Below are 19,681 nucleotides of genomic sequence, written 5' to 3' on the forward strand. Positions count from 1 at the left end.
ACTCGCTGTCCGCCGTTCCCATTGCTGTGTGTTCGTGCCATGCCACTTAAAACCACTCAAGACGATCAACTGCAGTTAAACCTGACACCGATGATCGATGTCTTGTTCTTGCTGATCATCTTTTTCATGGTGGCAACCAAATTCACGGAACTCGAACGGAACATCGAAGTCGAACTACCGGAAGTGGCGACCGCTGGCGAACATGAATCGCCGCGCGAACCCCGCACCGTGACCGTGTACGCCGATGGCCGGATTGCCCTCGACGGCGAGTCGCTCAGTCGCGTCGAGTTGGTCGAACGGCTCACAGCAGCCCGGCGTGCCTCGCCCGACGTGGAAGTCATGCTCAACGGCGACGCGAATTGTCCCTTCCAGCATGTGGCCGACACCTTGGCCGCGTGTCACGAATCCGAGATCCATCAAATCGGTATCGCGGTGGAACTGGCCACGGCGATGAGTCAGCCGGCAAACACCCGAAAGTAGCATTCGCCCTTGGCGAACTGCCTGTGAGATTCCAGTGATCACCATCCTACCCATCGCGGCTCTGAATGCCTGGCACATCGTGCTATGGGTGGTGCTGGTCGTGGTGTTTGTGGGATCGCTCTTCGGCCTCCGCACCCGCTGGGCGCGACAACGCCCGATCCTTCGGTGCGTGCTACTCTCTCTGGCTGCCCACGCGGTGCTGATTGGTCTGGCTGCGTTCGTACGCTTTGCGGCCATCCCTCCGGGAGCCGGCAAAGACGAATCTGTGCGGGTGACGATCATCGCCTCGAAGCTGCAACCGTCGATCCTCGCCGAGGAAACGCCCGCTGCGACCGACGAGCTCGCCGAAGAACCTACCGAGGAGCCGATTGCTCCGGTGGTGGAACCGGATGCCGAAGAAGCTCCGCCGGAACCTGAGCCCATATCGGAAGCGGACCCTGAAGCCCCCACCGAGCCGATTCAACCGCCCGACCTGATGCCGCCACCCGACATCGCCGAGCAAGGCGAAGAGATAGCCGAGGTGATGGAAACACCTCCCGCGGTCGAACCAGAAACGCCGCCTGAGACGCCAGCGCCCGAAACACCACCGAGCGAACCGAATCCACCTGCCGAAGTAACGCCGGCCGTGCCGGAAGCCCCCACTCCCGCGGTGGCCGACATCACACCAGCCACGCCGGCGGTGCCTTCGTCGTACGCCGAGCGGATTCGCCCCGATCGTTCGAAGTCGATTCTCGAGCAAGGTGGGAGCCTCGAAACCGAAAACGCCGTTGGCCGTGCCCTGGAATGGCTCGCTCAGGCCCAAGCCCGCGATGGGCGGTGGGACGCCGACCAATGGCGGGCGGGACGCGAGCTTCGCGTGCTGGGTCACGATCGTCACGGAGCCGGCGTGCAGGCCGACACCGGTATCACTGGTCTTGCGCTGCTCACGTTCATGGGCTCGGGACATTCGCACCTGGGTGGTCCCTATCAACACCAGATTGCTGGTGGGTTGGTGTTCCTCATGCGTTCGCAAACCGCCGATGGCTGCTTGGCCGGCGACGCGACGTTCTACGCCCGCACGTATTGCCATTCGATGGCCACGTTTGCCCTGGCCGAGGCCTACGCCATGACCGGCGACAAACGCCTGGAGGCTTCGGTGCGTCGCGGTGTCGACTACCTGCTGCGGACCGAGAACAAGACCTACGGAGGCTGGCGGTACGAACCGAACACCGTCGGCGACGTGAGTCAACTTGGCTGGATCATCATGGCTCTGCGAAGCGCCGAGATGGCCGGCATCGACATCCCCAACGAAACCTGGCAACGTATCGAGTACTTCCTGTCGCGCGTGGTTCGCGGACGAAATGGAGGTCTCGCGGCCTACCGTCCGAACACCGACTGGAGTCGCTCGATGACCGCCGAGGCGATGTACTGTCGGCAGGTCCTTGGCAAGCCGCTCACCGACCTGGCCCAGCTCGAATCGCTCGATGCACTGGCGGCCGAACTGCCCGGCGATGGCATGACCAACTACTACTATTGGTACTACGCTGGTCTCGCATTGCACCATGCTCAGCATGACGGCAACGCTGCCCGCCTAACTTGGAACCGTTGGAACGAGCGGATGAAGCACCAGCTGCTGACCGCCCAGGTGATCGAAGGTTCCGATCAGGGAAGCTGGAACCCTAATACGGTATGGGGAGGTTACGGCGGCCGGGTCTACACCACCGCGATGGCCGCCATGTGTCTGGAAGTCTATTACCGCTACGGCTCTCCCGCAGCAGGCCAAAGCCCCTGGATCGCCACTCGTCCGCGCGGCGAAACCACGCAGAAATAGCCCGAAAGCCGCATCTGCAGGGCGATTGAGCCCCCACACGGGGGAAATCGCGGGAGAAACTCTTGTTTGACTCCCCCTGCCCTAGCAGTAGAATTGATCGTAACCCGTGACTATACTAGGACTTTCCGGCCTGCGGTCGGTTGCCCTCCTACTTGCCGCCCGTCAGCCTCGGGTGAGTGTCCCTCCATACAAGGTGGTTTCAATGTCCGCTATTGGCCCTTGGCAACTCCTGATCGTCTTGGCCGTTGTGCTATTGCTGTTTGGCAATCGTCTTCCGCTGCTTGCTCGCTCGTTGGGGCAAAGCCTTACCGAGTTTAAGAAGGGCGTGAAGGAAATCGACGACAAGTCGGACGAGAAGGAAACCTCGCACTAATCGCCAACGCAAAGTGCTGTTGGCCCCCGATCGTACAAGTTAAATCTGCGGCAAGGATCGATACTCCATGTTTGGCATTGGCAATACCGAGCTCATTATCATCGGCGTCGTGGCACTGCTGCTGTTCGGCAGTCGCCTGCCCGAAGTAGCTCGCTCACTGGGCAAGAGCCTCACTGAATTCAAGAAGGGCGTGCAGGGACTCCAGGATGAGTTCCACGACGCGGCAAGCACCGAGTCGTCGACCCCGAGCATCGACTACGACCAGCAAGAAGCCTCGGCTCCCAAGTTCGAGCCCCCGACCGCTCCCCCGCAGGACGAGAAGGAAAAAGTCGAGGCTGCCCACTAAGGTGGAGCCTCTGGCAAACTCGCCCCGCGGCTGCTAAGATTTACCTTTACGACACGATGTCGTACCCCACTCAAGGGCGGCTAGCTCAGTTGGTTAGAGCGCTGTGTTCACACCGCAGAGGTCACAAGTTCGAATCTTGTGTCGCCCACTCTCTCTAAGTTCTTTGCTGATAAGCCCTTCGAGGCTTCCTTCCGACGGTCGGTCGTGCAGCTACTTTCACGCAAACCTACCCAAATGGGTAGCTTTTGAAGGTAACTGCAATGACAACACCCTCTCCCCGTCTCCCCAAGTATTGCCGCCAGCGTGAGAAGAACCGGCCCGACAGGGCCTACGTTGTCGTCGATGGCAAACGCATCCAGTTAGGCGAACACGGCTCCAAGGACAGCTACCGACGCTATGCTGAAGCGTTGGAATCCGATCCAGAGTCGCCAGCGGTCGAGCTGCCCATCGTCGCGGTTAGTGATCCGACAATGGTGCGGCTGATGGCGGAGTATCTCAAGTTTGCGATCACCCGTTACGGTGGCAACAAGACTTCTGAGGTTACCCACCTGCGCGGCCTGATGAAGCTCCTACGCAAGCGGTATGCGGACGACCTTGCGAAGGACTTCGGCCCCAAGGCCTACAAACTTGTACGACTCGACATGATCGCCGCTAATTGGTCTCGTACCTACATCCGTGACCAGTGCGGTCGGCTCAAACGCATGATCGCCTACGGAGTCGAGGAGGAGCTGCTGCCGGGGGACGCCAAGCATCGACTCGACGCTGTGGGACCACTCCGACGCGGCGAACATGGTGTTCGTGAGACTCCCAAGGTGAAACCAGTGAGCGTCGCGGACCTGCAGGCGACCATTAAGGAGCTGACACCCGTCCGTGCTGACATGGTTAATCTATTGCTGCTAACCGGGATGCGCCCGGGTGAACTGTGCCAGATCGACAAGGAGTTCATCGACATGGCCGGCGACGTCTGGCTGTACCGCCCGCCGACCCATAAGACGCAGCACAAGGACAAAAGCCGGGTTATCCCCATTGGCCCCAAGGCACAAAAGCTACTCACGCCTTATCTGTTTCGCTCCCCATGCTTTCCATGGACCCGCGACAGCCTCCGCAAGTCGATCCGCCGCGCGGCAAAGCGTGCCAAGGTGCCGCACTGGCGAAGTGCCGACGCGCCGACTCGCCGGCCACGGATTCTATTCTTGGCCGATCGGAACATCCTGGCCGACCAGGCATTTAACTCGTTTAGCGCGTTCGACGAAGATGCGCTAGTTCGGATCGATCCTGAGATTATCAAGAAGAAAGGCCGGGTGCCGAAGAATGGCAGCGTGTTCTTCACGATCTTTCAGACGTTTATGACTGGGACTGATGAGTCGGGTGAGTCATCGCCAAACTTTGGGGACTATCCACCTGACTTCTTCGACTTCATTGTGATCGATGAATGCCACCGCGGCGGCGCGAACGACGAAAGCAACTGGAGAGGCATCCTGGAATATTTCTCTCCCGCGGTGCAGCTTGGACTTACAGCCACACCAAAACGAAAAGACAACGCCGATACTTACCGGTATTTTGGCGAACCGGTATATACCTACTCGCTCAAAGAAGGCATCAACGACGGTTACCTGACACCGTTCAAGGTGCGGCAGATTGAGACCACGCTCGACACTTATGTCTACACTTCCGATGACACAATTGTGGAAGGCCAGGTAAAGCAAGGCAAAAGGTATGAGGAAGAGGATTTCAACCGGATCATCGAAATCGATGAGCGAGAGATGCACCGCGTCAAGTTGTTCATGGAGCAAATCGACCAGTCTCAAAAGACTCTGGTGTTCTGCGCAAAGCAAGGGCATGCACTAACCATACGAGACATTATCAACCAGTTGAAGTCGAGCACCCATCCGGACTACTGTGTACGAGTGACAGCCGACGATGGTCCGGAGGGAGAACGCTTTCTGAAGACGTTTCAGGATAACGAAAAAACGATCCCTACTATTCTTACCACTTCGCAAAAGCTCTCTACCGGCGTTGATGAGTGCGTCGTTGTGATTGCAAAGCAACTCACGACGGTGAACAGTCTGCTGATAATGTCGGCGGCAATCCCCCGCGACTCTTTGCCGGTACGCACTCGGCGGATCGCCGGTGAAACGCTTAAAGACCACGGTCATGTACTCGGTATGTTCGAAGCCGGTCAGGCTAGCGATTTTGGCAAGCGTGAGATTTGTGTCGCGGAGCAACTCTTTCACGCGCCGGATCTGTGTTCGTCGTATTTCTTGCTGGGGTGAGTGACCTAGCCACTTGCGAAAGCGTCGCTCGACCACGCTTCGCGACACGTCCAATTGATCGACGAGTTGGCTCATCGATAAACCATGACAAGCAGTGTCGCGAATACAGGCGATTGCCTTGACCACCAGCGGGTCGGCGATGTCTAACGCGTCGGACGAATGGCGCGTGACCACTCCCAATGGAGCAACCAGTTGCCGGGCTGGCGTCTCCTCCCCCCCATCAATGCGTCCAACCAACTGGCGGCTTCGTAGCCTACCGATTCGGCATCGGGCACCACGCTCGACAAGGGTGGATTGCAGAAGTTGCAGAGCAACTCGTTGTTGTCGACTCCGACCACGGCCACTTGCTCTGGCACAAACACGCCTGCGTCCATGCACGCGTTCAGCACATGCTGGCCTCGCACGTCGTTGCATGCCGCTACGCCGAGCGGTTTTGGCAATCTTAGCAGCCACTCGGCAATGCGCTCCTGATCGGCATCCCATTCCGGAGCAGTAGCCCCCCGCCATGCCGATTGATAAACTTCGCACGTGCAGTGATAGTCGTGCAATTGCGACTCGAATCCCTCCAAGCGCTCACTCGACCATTTCTCGTTGACGAAACCACAAAAAGCAAAGTTACGAAAGCCACGCTCGTAAAGATGCTGAGCCGCCGCGCAACCGATCGTACTCATGTCGGACTGGATGTGCGGCAGCCCAAGGTCATCGTACAGATCGTTGAGGTCTACCGTGGGAATGGCCTGCTTCGCAATCGCTTTGGCCAACGCTGGATTGGTCGCCCGACAGATGATGCCATCCCACTGCCGTTTTAGGAGCCACGTCGGAGGGGCTGCCCCGAGTTCCCGCTCGTCCATGTAGGTCGACCACGGGCTGTGCGACCGCTGATGGCGGGCAATGCCAGCGATGATCGCCCGCCCGTAAGTGGTCGCCGATTCCACCAAGATCGCTACTCGCGGTTTCCGTTTCATGTCTTTCCAACAAAGAGCCAGATGTTCGCAACAGAACTCATTTCTCACCAAAGAGGCAAACGGTACCTATCTCAAGACGCCCCCCACCGACACCTCCTACTACACTTACGCTACAGCCATTTTTTCGATTATTCACCAGCAATCTAGCATATATCGCTAAGCAGAAGCACTCGCAATATACCTCAAGCCCGCGACGACGGATCTCATGGCAATCCGCTCGTCATTCAGGGACAATGGTGGGAAAACAGCTTTGTTACCACGTCCTATCAGCTCCTGGAAACGACCATGCGTCGGCGCACGACAGTTCTTCGCTCACTTTGGCAGATACTTCTTTCCGTTTTGCTGGGATCCTGTGTTTCGGTTTTGGCTACGGAGCCCGCGAGCCTGATTCGCATCGACGCCTCGCACGACGTTCGCACCACCACGCCTTGGCTGACGGGCGCCTGCATCGAGGACGTGAACCATGAGATTTATGGCGGTCTCTACAGCCAGATGATTTTTGGCGAGAGCTTTCAGGAGCCGGCCGACATTCCCATCGCAAAGGGATTCACCGCTCATGGTCAAAGCTGGCGAATTGATCGCGACACCATCGGCAGCCCCGTCGGCAACGGTAACAAACTGATTGCCGACCATGTCGAACTGGTCGATGGCAAGGTCAGCGTCGAAGTCCGGTTCGACGACAACTCCGGCGGCAACGCGGGACTCATCGTGCGAACTTCGCAAGCAGGCCCTGGCATCGATCAGTTTTACGGCTACGAAGTCGCGCTCGATCCCGAAAGGCAGATCGTACGCTTGGGTCACCATTGCAATGACTTCACGCTGCTTCAGGATGTCCCTTGCGATATCCCTATCGGCAAGTGGATCAAGCTCGAAACGCGGCTTCGAGGTACTGTTATCGAAGTCTTCGTCGATGGTGATCCGAAGCTTCACTTCACCGACGACTCTGCAGAGGCAATAAAAGCTGGCAGCGTCGGCCTGCGACACTTCCATCGCCGGGCTTCGTATCGCCATTTAGCTTACCAGGATGAGCAGGAACTTCACACGTTACCTTTTGTTGACGCTGTAGACAAAGTGGATGAAGTGAGTCGCATGTGGACTTCGTTCCGCACTCACACAGCTCAAGGCAGGTTTGAGCTCGACTCCGATCGGTTCTTCGTCGGCAGGCAGTCGCAGCAGCTCATCCATGCGGGTGGGGAAGGCGAAGTAGGCCTCTACAATCAGGGACTGAATCGCTGGGGCATGGCATTCCAGTCTGGCCGGCTGTACGAAGGTGTAGTCTATTTTAGATCCGATTCCTCCTGCGAAGTTCATGTATCGCTACAGTCAAAGGAAGGTGATCGTACGCTGGCGGAGACAACCATCTCAGTTTCCTCGAATCAATGGACAAAACACACGTTCTCATTTACTCCCGACGACAGTTGTCGGGACGGGCGTTTCGCCATTTCGTTAACTGCTCCAGGTAAAGTGAACGTCGGCTACGTGTCGCTTCAGCCTGGCGAGTGGAGACGTTTCCACGGCCTGCCGGTCCGCCGCGATGTCGCCGAACTCCTGCAACACCAAGGCATCACCATGCTGCGGTACGGTGGTTCGATGGTGAACACCGACACCTACCGTTGGCAAAACATGATTGGCCCACGGGCGGAGCGGCCCCCCTATCGCGGGCATTGGTACGACTTCTCGACTAATGGCTGGGGCATCTTCGACTTCATGGAGTTCTGCGAGGCGGCCGGCTTCGAATACATTCCGACACTGAGCATGAACGAGACGCCTGAGAGCGTGGCCCAGTTTGCGGAGTACGCCACTGGCGATGCCTCGACAGCTTGGGGTCGCAAGCGGATCGCCAATGGTCACGCACGCCCCTATCACCTTAAGTACCTTCAGCTCGGCAACGAGGAGCGTGTAGACGAACAGTACGCTCAGCGATTCATCGAACGCGCGCAGGCTATCTGGAACGTTCATCCGGAACTCACCTTGGTTGTGGGAGACTTTGTTTACAGTGATGTGATTCATGATTCGCAGCATGTCACCGGCGCGGCTTCCGGCATTACCAACCTGAATGGCCAGCAGCAGATTCTGGAGTTCGCCAAGTCGCAGAACAAGCGAGTCTGGTTCGATTTGCATGTGTGGACCGGCGGGCCGGGCATCGATCGTAGCACCGAGGGCATGCTGTCGTTTATCGACGCCCTCGAAGCCATGCAGACCGGAGCCAACTTCCAAGTGGTGGTCTTTGAGTTGAATGCCAACAACCATTCGCATCGCCGGGCGATCGGCAATGCACTTGCTTTGCACGCGATCGAACAGGATGGCCGCATCCCAGTCACGCTCTCCGCCAACTGCTTGCAGCCCGACGGACAAAACGACAACGGGTGGGATCAAGGTTTGTTGTTTCTGTCTCCTTCAAGTGTATGGTTGCAACCACCGGGCTACGTCACGCAGCTCTTCGCCAAGTACTACCAGCCTCGCTTGCTCAAGTGCACGCCGGAAGGCTCGGCGAGTTCGCTCGCGTGCTCTGCCAGCCTGAGCGAGCAAGGGGATGTACTCTGCTGCCGTGTGATCAATGCAACCGACCAGACGATTCGCACGCAGCTTCGCATCGACGGTTTCCAAAGAACCCAAGCGACCATCGAGGTTGCTCAGCTTGTCGGTCAGTTGGACGACACCAACACCGAAGAGCAGATGAATCGCATTGCCCCAAAGATCCACGAACGGAAACCTCAAGAAGCCAATACAGACCTCCCTGTCACGATTGAGCCTTACTCGATCACGATCTTCAAGTTCCAGTGATAGGCGAGCACAACTCGCATCGGCGGTTGGGGGGTCGGGTTGATCGCTAGCACCTCCTCTCCATCAAGAACACAGTAAGCTACATTACAAGCGTCGAGATCACCCGCACGACGAACAAGGATTCACAGGCGATGACTACTCACTCTTATCTTCAATGGTATTTCCGCAAGCTTCGCACACCGGTACATTTCGATAGCAGCAAAACTTGTCTGCTGATGATCATGTCTGTCTGCCTGGTCTTGCCCTGCCCTGCAACCAGAGCGAATGGTCCGCAACGGGTTGGCGACGATTTGCCACTGGGGAGCGTTACCGTCGACGATGACTTCTGGACTCCCATGATGGAGGTCTGGCAACGAACCACGATACGCGACTGCTTTGCCAAGTTCGAAAACGATGGTGCCTTTCGCAATTTCGAACGCATCCGCGACGGACGTGCCGAGTCGCACGAAAGCGCACCGTGGTTCGATGGGTTGGTGTACGAAATGATTGCCGCCAGCAGCGACTTCCTGGCCCGGCATCCCGATCCGCAGTTGCAGCACCAGCTGGACGAATACGCCAAGCTGATCGCAGCGGCTGCCGAGCGCGACCCCGATGGCTACATCAACACCTACACGCAACTGGAGGATCCCACCAAGCGGTGGGGACGCAATGGGGGGAATCTTCGCTATCAACACGATGTTTACAATATTGGATGTCTCGTCGAAGCAGCGGTTCACCACTACCAGGCGACCGGCGATACTCGCTTGCTGAAGACGGCCACGACACTAGTCGGGCACATGGCCGAGGAGTTCGGCTTTCCTCCCAGGCTCAACGTGATTCCAGGCCACGCCCTGCCCGAGGTCACCCTCGTTTCGCTCTATCAACTGCTGCGCGACGACCCAGCACTTGCGCAGGAAGTATGCGGAGAGGTCGAAGTCGAATCGATCCTGCGCCTTGCTGAGTTCTTCGTCCAGGCTCGCGGTCATTACGAGGGGCGCACCTCGTTGGAGGCCTACGCCCAAGACGCTCGCCCTGTGGCCGAACTGCAAACCATGGAAGGACATGCGGTCCGGGCGACGCTGCTGTGCGCTGGAATGGCCGCCCTCGCCCAGGAACGCCCCGACGGCGTCTATCGAGAGTGCACGCAGCGCTTGTGGCAAAACATGACCACCCGCCGGATGTACATCACCGGCGCGGTGGGAGCGATCGCTCACGACGAACGGTTTGGCGACGATTACGAGCTGCCCAACGATGGCTACATGGAAATCTGCGGCTCGGTCGCGGCCGGTATGTTTCACCACAACATGGGCGTGCTGACCGGCGATGGCAAGTACTACGACGAACTGGAGCGGGTACTCTACAATGGCATTCTCGCGGGCGTGTCGCAGTCGGGCGATCAGTATCTCTACACGAATCCGCTGACCGCGTCGGCTCAGCAACGTCGCTGGCAATGGCACGGCTGCCCCTGCTGTCCTCCGATGTTCCTGAAGATGATGGGCGCCCTTCCTGGATACATCTACTCGACTCGCGACGATGGAGTAGCGGTGAACCTGTTTATCGGCAGCCATGCGTCGCTGCCAATCGGCGATCAGCAGGTCACCATCCACCAGTCGACCGACTACCCCTGGAACGGCAGCATCCATCTTAAGTTGCAGCTCGACTCGCCCAGCGAGTTCACCGTGCGAGTGCGGCTTCCGCAGTGGTGCGATGCTCCTCGTCTGCGGGTGAATGGCAAGCCGGTTGACTCGCCTCGCGTCGAGCAAGGCTATGCGGTGCTCACTCGCCAGTGGTCGACTGGCGACGCCATTCAGCTCGAGCTGCCGCTCGTTCCGCAACTGGTCCACGACAATCCTCTGGTGACCACCAATCAAGGTTACGTGGCCATCGAACGAGGCCCTTTGGTCTATTGCTTGGAGAATTGTGACAACCAGAATCTGCTGAGCCATCTGTACTTCGATCAAGACACCACGTTGCGAGTGGAGTCGCGCGACGACCTGCTCGGCGGCATCGATGCCATTCGCTGCACTGCCAACGTCCGTGGAGTGCCAGCGGAGGCGAGTGAAAGCGACTCGGCGGAAGCGGACCACACCATCGAGGCGTTGGCCATTCCGTTCTACGCCCACTCCAACCGCCAGCCGACCGCTCGCCGTGTCTGGCTGCCCGAGCAACGCCAACTTGCCGAGGCCCAGAAGCCAGCGACCATTGCCAGCCAAGCCGAGTGGACCGCTTCGCACTGCTGGTCTGGCGATACCACGGCCGCGCTCAACGATCAACTCGACGTCGCCGCTTCCGACGACCAAACCACTCCGCGGTTCAGTTGGTGGAACCATCGAGGAACCACCGAGTGGGTGCAGGCCGACTTGGCCGATTCCACCGAAGTGAGCGAAGTGCAAGTCTACTGGTGGGACGATCGACGGCTCGGCGCTCACTGCCGTACTCCCCTTCGCTGGCGCGTACTTACTTTGCAAGAGGGCGAGTGGAAACCGATTGCCGAACAGACCGCGGGAGCCACCGCAATGGATCGCTTCTGCAGTATCACCTTTCCCCGGCAATCGCTCAGCACGCTTCGCATCGAAGTCGAACTGCAGCCTGAATGGTCGGCCGGCATCCTCGAGGTGCAAATCAAGTAACGACACTGGCGGAAAAATACCGGCAACTCAAGGCAGTCCCTCCTCCAAGGCGTCTGGCTCCAAAGAGCCACCACCCACCCAAGAGGCTTGCAATCAGCAGCAGTGTTGATTTTGGTTCGGGAACGCTTAGCACAAAGGTCCGCCCTTCAAAACCAGTGAGACCGAGTATATTGCTGCCCGCCCCCAATCCGTCCTGCACGGTTCCAGAAATCTCGAGTCCGAGATGATCGTTGAATGCCCCAAATTGATCACGAAATAGCGTGCCATCGATATCTAACTGCATATCGCGAAAGTGGGAAGTCGATAGCCCGGTGAACCATTCAATGTTCACGAAGTAGTATTCTTCGTCGGAAGCCATCCGCAGCCGAGCAGTGGTTGGTGTATTGGGCACATTGCTGATGCTATCTGGCGAGTCGTTTCGCAAGTCGAAGCTAAGCATAGCGATTGTTGAACCATCAACGAACGAAGTGACATCGATCTGCTTCGGTTGCCATACAGAAGGATTGGATGAGTTGCTCGCAGTGCCGATCACTTGAAACTCACTCTGAGCCGGAATGATCGCTGCCTGCAGCGCGTTAACCATCAACAGCCAACAAAGTGCCGATACCATCCATCAAATCATAAGTAGACCTTTCGATAAATTTTGGAAGTGATGAAACGTAGCTTAGTTGCTTCTGGGGCGAACGATATTACCCTCAGGGGTGAATTTCAACGCAGCCGATCTGCCCCGAGAGCGTACTGCACTGGATACTGGTTTAGAGTTTGCCTTCGACCGGCTTACGCCATTCCGTTGACCCCTTATAAATGGAAGCGACTGGTCGACCGCCAAACCTTTGGTTACTCTGCATCCTTGTGGCCGAACAACCGCTTCGACATGTCGGCAGAACAGACACGCCTGTCGACCGGGCCGACACCCAATTCGGTTGCCAATCGCCATTTATCGGCAATTGGTTGTTTCGGTGCATGGCACGTAAAATGCCTAAGGTTCCCCCCGCCATCCGGCTTGCGATGCCAGCGACCCCGCATACGCAGGTAACCCGCATCGGCCATCCGCTGCTCCCAGGCTGCCGACACCGGTGCCAATGGTGCTCGCCGCCCCCGCCGCGTGGAGCTGTTGCAAGCGGGTAGCTGTGCCCTATGATGTGAATGACATGAGTGATTTTGATACACAATCCGACTCTCTTTCGATCGACGTTCGTTTCTCGGTGCCGTTGAAGCATCAGATTCGTTTCACCCGCGACGTACTGGGAACCGAACACCACGTGCTGGCCGATTTGCTCGAACCGTCGGGCGACGCGCCGGCGCGGGTTCAGTTTTGGGTCGACGCTCATGTGGCCGAAGCCACGCCTTGGCTGCTCGATAGCCTGCAGCAGTTTGTCACTCGCTACGCCGATCGGCTGCTCCTGGCGAGCGACGTGCAACTCGTCTCCGGCGGCGAAGCCATCAAAAACGACGTTCACCTGCTGCAGCAGATGCTCGGCGAGATGCATCGCGCCGAGCTCGACCGTCGCAGCTACGTTGTCGTCATCGGCGGCGGGGCCGTGCTCGACGCAGTCGGCTTCGCGGCCGCCTTGGCCCATCGCGGCGTGCGACTCGTTCGCTTACCGACCACCACGCTCGCCCAGGCCGACTCCGGCGTGGGGGTGAAAAACGGGGTGAATCTCTACAACACCAAAAACTGGCTCGGCACGTTCGGCGTGCCATGGGCAGTGGTGAACGACGCCCGACTGCTCGAAACGCTCTCCGATCGCGACTTCCGCAGCGGCTTTGCCGAGGCCGTGAAGGTGTCGTTGCTCAAGGATGCTGCGCTGTTCGACGAGCTTTGTCACTCGGCAACGCGGATTCGCCAGCGCGACATGGATGCCTGCTTACCGATCATCCGTCGGTCGGCCGAACTGCACCTCGACCACATCACCCGCGGCGGCGACCCGTTCGAAATGCTCGAAGCCAGGCCGCTCGATTTTGGTCACTGGTCAGCTCACAAGCTCGAAGCGATGTCGAACTTCTCGCTTCGCCATGGCGAAGCGGTCGCCATCGGCGTTGCGATCGATGTCATTTACTCCTCCCTCGCGTTAGGGTTCCCGCGCCGCGACGCTCAGCGGGCGGTCGATAGTTTGTTGGAATTAGGGTTCACGCTCGATCACCAGCAACTCAGCAAGTCGGACCAACTGCTCGCAGGACTCGAAGAGTTCCGCCAGCACCTCGGTGGTCGACTCACACTAACCATGCTCCAGCAAGTCGCCCAACCGGCGAACGTCCACTCGGTCGACCAGCGACAGCTGTTGCAAGCCATCGACGAGTGCCAACGCACTCGGACCTCGACGCCAAGCGTCGCCAGCTAAAGCGACGTACTCCCCCAGGCCCCCTGCCCTCCCCCGGCTCCCCGCATGCCCGGGACCAGCGAGGAATTGATTCCCACCGCCCCCAATAGATTCCCACCGCTGGGCAAATAGATTCCCAATTTACCCATCGATGGGAAAATTGAATCTCCGCCCACTCTACAAAACCAGTGGTTTTCTCTCTCGAATAGATTCCCATTTCCCAAAACGCATCGAGTGGGAATCTATTTTCTCGGTGGGAATCAATCGCAAGTCGTTTGTGGGTAACAAGTTGCATCAACACCTCCGTGATAGTTGCCCAAAATAGATTCCCACCCATGGGAAACTATTTTTGGGGAGGGGGCAGATTGGGGATTTCGGAATGTGGAATGTCATCCTGACGGGAGCTTCAAGCGACCCGAAGAATCTTAGCCTACCGCTTACAGCCTAAAGCCTAAAGCCTAGAGCCCATAAAGCTTCCAGCGACGCAGCCCCATCACCCGCATTTCCCACGCGCGCAGCAGCGAACGCCCCCGCAAGCAACCCTTCGCCTGCGCGTCGAAATTGGCAATCAAGTGAATTCAATAACTGCTAAACCATTCCACCCTCCAACAACGAACCACTGACAACTAACAACGGACAACACACACCTATTCATTAGAACACCACAGGTGGCCAATATCCACCAAAAAACAACAAGAATTGCTCGTGGAAAAAAAAGCCCTCAGATAGGCGACGCCCCCCAGGGGCAGGCGTCGTCCACCACAGAGATTTCAGCGGTGTTGCCCCCCCATCGTACCGCTAGCGCAGCAGGCAACATGAAGCACTACTGGTGATAACTTCAAGCCTAAGCGACTTTTTCGGCGGTAGCAGACTGCAACGATTTTTCAACAAGCTCACTCAGCTCTTGGTTGAGCATCTCTTTGTTGATAGACAAGCGTTCGCTGCACAAGTCGTAATTGTGCATGGCGACCTCTTCGCTCCATTCGAGGGAGGAAAAATCGTCTTCAAAAGTGAAATACCGGAAGCCCTCATAAGCCTCACAACTCTCTTCCACGATCGGAATCGAACCACAGAGAGCCGCTTCGAAGAACCGGTACGACCACACACTCTCGCCCGACGGGCAGAGCGTGAATTGCGATTCCCCAAGAGCCTTGAAATAATCGTGATCCCACGACTTGCCCGGGAACCTTCTCCCTCGATTCGACTGCATCAATACCAGCGGCCCGAACTGCCGGCGATACTCGAAGGGCAGGTTCAGCTTTCTCATCACCTTGTACATGAATCGTCCGACAGCAGAAAAGAGTGCCTCCTGCTTGACGGAACGATCGTCGGTATTCGCTGCCACCCACTTCGCAATAAGCTGTTCTCTTGCAGGAGTGATCAGCCCGGCAAAGCCAACCTGCACACTTCTGTCGGCTGCCCAGAGTCGCTTGCACTTGGCCATGATCGCCCGGGGAAAGATGAGGGGGCGATCGATGCTGCCGACGGAGGTGGTAGGCACTCGATGAGCAAACTTGAGAAACTTCGTAATATCGCAATCGACGGAGCCGACTGCGCGGTCGTTCAGGCGAATCCCGAACACTTTCTCCAGTTCCGTGAACTTATGTAAATCGCTTTCGGGGATGATAATTGGGTAATCCGATTCGACCAGCGCGTGCACGAGACGAATCTGCTGGATTAACGCGAACGGCCAATAGATAGCTAGCTTGATAGAGCTCGGGTCTTGAGGTATATCCACGTTAAGTTGTCCGTTCTTGCCGGCGCCTGGCGTTTAGAGATAGCCGACGTGAGCCCCCCCACGTCCAACAAGCTGGAATGGTCATACAATAACACCGGTTGCGAGCGAATGTGAGTACCTGTGTGAAAAAATTGGTGGCTCGATCATCGACCTTCACACGCCGCTCGATTTGGCCCACGAGCCCGCCACGCAGCGGCCAAAACGCCCGCGATCACCAGCACGATCGACGCCGGTTCTGGGATACCGATGGGATGGTCGAGGGTAAGTTTCCAGGCTTCTCGATTGCCATCGGGGTTGATGCCATGGCCCACGAGTGTCAGGCTGTCGGACGAGATATCAAGGACGAATAGGTCGCCCCAACCGGCTAGATCGCTGGCGAGACCAAACTCGGTTTCTAGCACCCTGTTGAACGAGCGCATGCCATGCGCTTCGTCCCACACAAAAGATTTCTCGATGCGTGGGGGCTGAAAGTCATCAAGCTGGCGAGATACACCAAAGACCAACCGACCATCCGCAGACACCAATTCAGCAGTACTTGCATAGTCGTCTGGATCGAGAGTCCCCAGGGAGAACATGCCGGTTACTTCGCTCCAATAGAAGGCGCGCGATACGCTGTATGATTCTTCGGCAGTTCCAAATCCGACGATTACCGAACCGTCGGCAGAAGCCGAAATTGCTCCACTGGTGAAATCTCCACCTGGTAAGTCTCCTAGTCCGACCATACCGCTCTCAGCAGTCCAGCGGAAGGCTTCCATCGAATCCCCAGAACCAGCTATGCCAACAATCACTTTTCCGTCTGCTGAAATTCCACGCCCATTACAGCCCGTAGGGTTGCCTGGGTTGGCCCCTAAATCGCCATAAAGAGGTTCGATGCCAGTTGCGGCAGACCAACGAAAAGCTATGGATGGGCTACTTCCATAGCTACAGATGCCTGTAATCACGCCTAGATCGTCACTGGCTCCACTAACTATAGTGCTTGGGTGATCTAATAAGTGGCCAAGGGAAGTAAAACCATAGGACGCCGACCAGTAGTAAGCATCCCACTCATGATCTTCAAGGCCATAGGCGCTAACAACGGCCACATCCCCAGTGTTATTGACGGCAATTGCCCGGCGTTCGAATCCATCGTCTTCCAGGCTGTCACGGAGGGCATGGACTTTCGCGGTGCTATCCCACAACACGGCCTCGTAGGACCGATATTGATAGGGCAAAGCGGTTCCTCCGCCTGCAACGATGTTGCCATCGGGCGAAATGCCATAGGCAATGCTACCAAACTCCCCTTGAGGCAGATCGCCAAGGGGAAGAAACGTGGCGGCCAGCGAGGTGTTGCTGCTACAGGCAATCACGAGAGCGACCGCGCAGATCGCCTTGGCTAACAGATGGTGAGTTTTGGAACGCGAGTGGGGGCTCATCAACAGACACGCTCCTCACAAATGACACGCCTGAGGGGGTTGAAAACAACGGGGATCGCTCGGCGAAAATTAGCTAGATTCCCTCCCTACCGCAACCACAATCGACTCGCCCCACGGATGGTGCCTAGAGCGATTACTCTTCCAGAGGAGGAACGTGTGAAGCATTCGCGGGGCATCTCCTTTCGAGCATTCATGTCGGCCGCAGCCCGACGAAACCACAATCGCCAAGACGTAACCATCATCACTCCGCGACGGTTGGTTCCCCCCTGCCCTGTTCACCTTACCCGCGAAACACTGCAAGTTACTTCTCCATAACAGGTTACGTCGAATGGGGCAGGCATGACTGACCTCGGCCTCGGCGGGCCGCTGGGTGCCTCGGGGAATTTTTTCGCCGATTTGGAAACTTGGTTGCACAAATTGGCGTCGCCGGCGCATCATGGGGGGCGTGAGCACAAATTCCGCCTATGTCCACCGTGTGAAGTACCTGACCGACCAACTCGGCGATGCCGGGGTCGACGTGGTGGGGGCGTTGTTTGATTTGACCTCGCAAAGGCTTGTTCGCCTGGCCGTGGCCATCACCCGCAATCAATGCGATGCCGAAGACGCGGTGCAGGCGGTGATGGTCCGCATCGCTACGCGACCTCACCAGTTGCACTCTGCCCGCTGCGCGTGGGCCTACCTGCTGCAAATGGTGCGTCACGAAGCGTTGACCGTGCTGCGGAAACGCAAGCGACTGCGGGGGCTCGGTTCGCTGGCCGATCTGGTGATCCGCCGCCGAGTCGACGAAATCGAACTGCAGGAGACCAACCGCGCGGTCTGGTCGGCACTGCGAACGTTGCCGGCCGAACAGGCGGAGGTCGTCGTGCTGAAGATCTGGGAAGAGATGACCTTCCAGGAGATCGGCGAGATTCTCGAGATCTCTCCCAACACCGCGGCCAGTCGCTACAAGTACGCCCTCAACAAACTATCGGCCAAACTCGCCGGCCGGCGCGAGGAGGTACTGCATGACTAAGCACAACGCTTACGAAGGCGACCCCTCGCTCGAATCGCTTATTCGCTCGGCTGGCGACTACGTGCAGCCTTCCGAAGGCCTCCGCCCGCAAGTGATCGAAGCGGTCCGCGACGCCAAAGGGGATCGCCGGGACCGGTCGCGGGTGATGCACAGCATGATGTTTGCCGCGGCGGTATTTCTGGTTGGTCTCTCGCTACCTTGGTGGCAACCGAACTTTGCGTTGCGCGGTCCCACGTCGATGGACGAGGTGCTGACTTCGGGCAATGGCACCACGAACTATCGCAACAACGACCTTGGCTGGCGGCTGGTCGAGATCTTCACCGACGTTCGCGAGCAGCAGGCCAAATCGCTCAATCAAAAGGCCACCGCTCCGCCGAACGACATCGACTAGCGGTGCCGATAAGCGGTGCTGCGGGTCGTGCGGGCTCTTTCTGGGTCGACTCTGTGACGAGTACCAAAAACGCGGATCTTTTCTAGGCAAATTCACCGCCGCAGTGCATCAGGAATAACAGAAGACGCACCTGACTGGTGCGGTTGTTCCTAGTTTTTGTTGCCGATAGATTCTCATGCCTAACAGCGAATTCGAAGAACTGCTTTCCGTGAACGATCAGATCGCCTCGATGGCCGAACTGGGCGTGCGGTTCGATCTGGGACTCGGCAACTCGGCGCGACAGGTCTCGCTCGAACTACAAGAAATCAACGCCCTGCTCGCCCGCAAGCTGAGCCAAGGGTGCTCGCTCGACGACGCACTGGGCCAGCTGCAGCAAGGCAAGTACCAGCAGTACGCGAGTACCATGCGGTACGCCCTGGCGACTAACGACTGGAACAAGGCGCTCGACCGCTCGCGAACCCTCGTCGAAGCAAGCGAACAGGCTTGGCACTCGGTGTGGTCGGGGCTCGCTTATCCGCTGCTGATCTGCGTGCTGGCTTACCTTGGTCTGGTGGGATTCAGCTTGTACCTGGCTCCCTCGCTGCAGGCAACGTTTGTCGACCTGCGACTGCCGCCGAGCATGGCGGTGCGATGGATGACCTGGCTGAGCGAGCACCTCGCCGCGTGGGCGTGGATACCGCCGATCGTGTTGGTGGCGATTGCTGGATGGTGTCGTTGGAAAGGTTGGACCTCGCAGGCCAGTGGCCGGCAGTTCAAATGGCAGCGACAGGCAAAGTTGGCCAATGTGCTGGGCGACCTGGAGACGAGCCAGTGCGCAGCGGAACAGCGAGAACCGATTGCCAAAGCGGCTTGCAGCGATGCGAATCATCCGCCTGACGAGGGAAGCTCGAAGCAAATGCCGCCGCTTGTGCGGTGGACAACCAGCCTGGCGAGCAGTTCGACGGTCCGCGGCGAACTACTGCATGGCATCGCCGAGGCGTACGACTGTCTCGGCACGATCAAGGCGTTCCAGATCTCGAGGCGGGCGATCCTGATTCCGTTCGTGCTCATCGGCGGTGGTGCTGCCCTGCTGTACGGCCTCGCGTTGTTCGTGCCGATGGTCGAGCTGTTAACCGCGTTTGCCGAAAGCTCGACCACCCGCCCGTTTACTCCCTAACCCCCACGCTG

Annotated in this window: 16 protein-coding genes, 1 tRNA gene and 1 pseudogene; 12 read left to right on the forward strand and 6 right to left on the reverse strand. The window is 58.0% G+C overall.

The features are described from left to right. The first annotated feature begins 39 nt into the window (after positions 1 to 39). From Pan181_RS11485 to Pan181_RS27015, 6 genes and pseudogenes are all read left to right on the forward strand, one after another. Positions 40 to 480 carry an ExbD/TolR family protein gene (locus Pan181_RS11485; RefSeq protein WP_145246945.1) on the forward strand — a complete coding sequence of 147 codons (441 nt, stop codon included), beginning with the start codon at positions 40 to 42 and terminating at the stop codon, positions 478 to 480. 34 nt (positions 481 to 514) lie between these two features. Continuing rightward, positions 515 to 2,290: a prenyltransferase/squalene oxidase repeat-containing protein gene (locus Pan181_RS11490; protein ID WP_145246947.1), complete on the forward strand. Its 1,776-nt coding sequence runs from the start codon at positions 515 to 517 to the stop codon at positions 2,288 to 2,290. Between the two features lie 202 nt (positions 2,291 to 2,492). Next, positions 2,493 to 2,663, forward strand: a complete 171-nt coding sequence (gene tatA / locus Pan181_RS11495; RefSeq protein ID WP_145246949.1) for a twin-arginine translocase TatA/TatE family subunit — start codon at positions 2,493 to 2,495, stop codon at positions 2,661 to 2,663. Between the two features lie 67 nt (positions 2,664 to 2,730). Further along, positions 2,731 to 3,009 carry a Sec-independent protein translocase subunit TatA/TatB gene (locus tag Pan181_RS11500; protein WP_145246950.1) on the forward strand — a complete coding sequence of 93 codons (279 nt, stop codon included), beginning with the start codon at positions 2,731 to 2,733 and terminating at the stop codon, positions 3,007 to 3,009. Positions 3,010 to 3,083: 74 nt separating this feature from the next. After that, positions 3,084 to 3,157: transfer RNA gene (locus tag Pan181_RS11505), tRNA-Val, on the forward strand. An 802-nt stretch (positions 3,158 to 3,959) separates the two neighbouring features. Continuing rightward, positions 3,960 to 4,589: pseudogene (locus Pan181_RS27015) on the forward strand (DEAD/DEAH box helicase family protein); the annotation flags it as partial. 264 nt (positions 4,590 to 4,853) lie between these two features. Here Pan181_RS27015 and Pan181_RS27020 read toward each other — a convergent pair. Beyond that, positions 4,854 to 5,357 (reverse strand): helix-turn-helix transcriptional regulator, encoded by a 504-nt coding sequence (locus Pan181_RS27020; RefSeq protein WP_391483994.1) that lies wholly within the window; start codon positions 5,355 to 5,357, stop codon positions 4,854 to 4,856. 68 nt (positions 5,358 to 5,425) lie between these two features. Beyond that, positions 5,426 to 6,247 (reverse strand): XylR family transcriptional regulator, encoded by an 822-nt coding sequence (locus Pan181_RS11520; protein ID WP_145246953.1) that lies wholly within the window; start codon positions 6,245 to 6,247, stop codon positions 5,426 to 5,428. Between the two features lie 363 nt (positions 6,248 to 6,610). Here Pan181_RS11520 and Pan181_RS11525 point away from each other — a divergent pair, with 363 nt between their 5' ends. Further along, positions 6,611 to 9,031: a family 16 glycoside hydrolase gene (locus Pan181_RS11525; RefSeq protein ID WP_197529181.1), complete on the forward strand. Its 2,421-nt coding sequence runs from the start codon at positions 6,611 to 6,613 to the stop codon at positions 9,029 to 9,031. Positions 9,032 to 9,162: 131 nt separating this feature from the next. Further along, the gene (locus tag Pan181_RS11530; RefSeq protein WP_145246957.1) at positions 9,163 to 11,640 is read left to right on the forward strand and encodes a glycoside hydrolase family 127 protein; all 2,478 of its coding nucleotides are present in this window, start codon (positions 9,163 to 9,165) and stop codon (positions 11,638 to 11,640) included. Here the strand turns inward: Pan181_RS11530 and Pan181_RS11535 are convergent. Continuing rightward, complete coding sequence (locus Pan181_RS11535; RefSeq protein ID WP_145246959.1) at positions 11,633 to 12,223, reverse strand: hypothetical protein; 591 nt, start codon at positions 12,221 to 12,223, stop codon at positions 11,633 to 11,635. The genes Pan181_RS11530 and Pan181_RS11535 overlap by 8 nt on opposite strands. 254 nt (positions 12,224 to 12,477) lie before the next feature. Continuing rightward, positions 12,478 to 12,714: a hypothetical protein gene (locus Pan181_RS11540; RefSeq protein ID WP_145246960.1), complete on the reverse strand. Its 237-nt coding sequence runs from the start codon at positions 12,712 to 12,714 to the stop codon at positions 12,478 to 12,480. Between the two features lie 77 nt (positions 12,715 to 12,791). Between Pan181_RS11540 and Pan181_RS11545 the strand changes: the two genes are divergently transcribed. Then, positions 12,792 to 13,982, forward strand: coding sequence for a 3-dehydroquinate synthase (locus Pan181_RS11545; RefSeq protein ID WP_145246962.1), 1,191 nt, complete (start codon positions 12,792 to 12,794; stop codon positions 13,980 to 13,982). Between the two features lie 823 nt (positions 13,983 to 14,805). Here Pan181_RS11545 and Pan181_RS11550 read toward each other — a convergent pair. Both Pan181_RS11550 and Pan181_RS11555 read right to left on the reverse strand, forming a co-directional pair. After that, the gene (locus tag Pan181_RS11550) at positions 14,806 to 15,699 is read right to left on the reverse strand and encodes an exostosin family protein (RefSeq protein WP_145246964.1); all 894 of its coding nucleotides are present in this window, start codon (positions 15,697 to 15,699) and stop codon (positions 14,806 to 14,808) included. A gap of 143 nt (positions 15,700 to 15,842) precedes the next feature. Continuing rightward, on the reverse strand, positions 15,843 to 17,111 hold the full coding sequence (locus Pan181_RS11555; protein ID WP_231943857.1) for a hypothetical protein: 1,269 nt from the start codon (positions 17,109 to 17,111) through the stop codon (positions 15,843 to 15,845). Between the two features lie 475 nt (positions 17,112 to 17,586). Here Pan181_RS11555 and Pan181_RS11560 point away from each other — a divergent pair, with 475 nt between their 5' ends. The 3 genes from Pan181_RS11560 (at position 17,587) to Pan181_RS11570 (ending at position 19,670) form a co-directional block, all read left to right on the forward strand. After that, positions 17,587 to 18,123, forward strand: a complete 537-nt coding sequence (locus Pan181_RS11560; RefSeq protein ID WP_231943816.1) for an RNA polymerase sigma factor — start codon at positions 17,587 to 17,589, stop codon at positions 18,121 to 18,123. Beyond that, positions 18,116 to 18,514, forward strand: a complete 399-nt coding sequence (locus Pan181_RS11565) for a hypothetical protein (protein ID WP_145246970.1) — start codon at positions 18,116 to 18,118, stop codon at positions 18,512 to 18,514. Before Pan181_RS11560 ends, Pan181_RS11565 begins: the two co-directional genes overlap by 8 nt. 175 nt (positions 18,515 to 18,689) lie before the next feature. Further along, positions 18,690 to 19,670 (forward strand): type II secretion system F family protein, encoded by a 981-nt coding sequence (locus Pan181_RS11570; RefSeq protein WP_145246972.1) that lies wholly within the window; start codon positions 18,690 to 18,692, stop codon positions 19,668 to 19,670. Positions 19,671 to 19,681 lie beyond the last annotated feature (11 nt).

Source organism: Aeoliella mucimassa, from assembly GCF_007748035.1.
Lineage (GTDB): Bacteria > Planctomycetota > Planctomycetia > Pirellulales > Lacipirellulaceae > Aeoliella > Aeoliella mucimassa.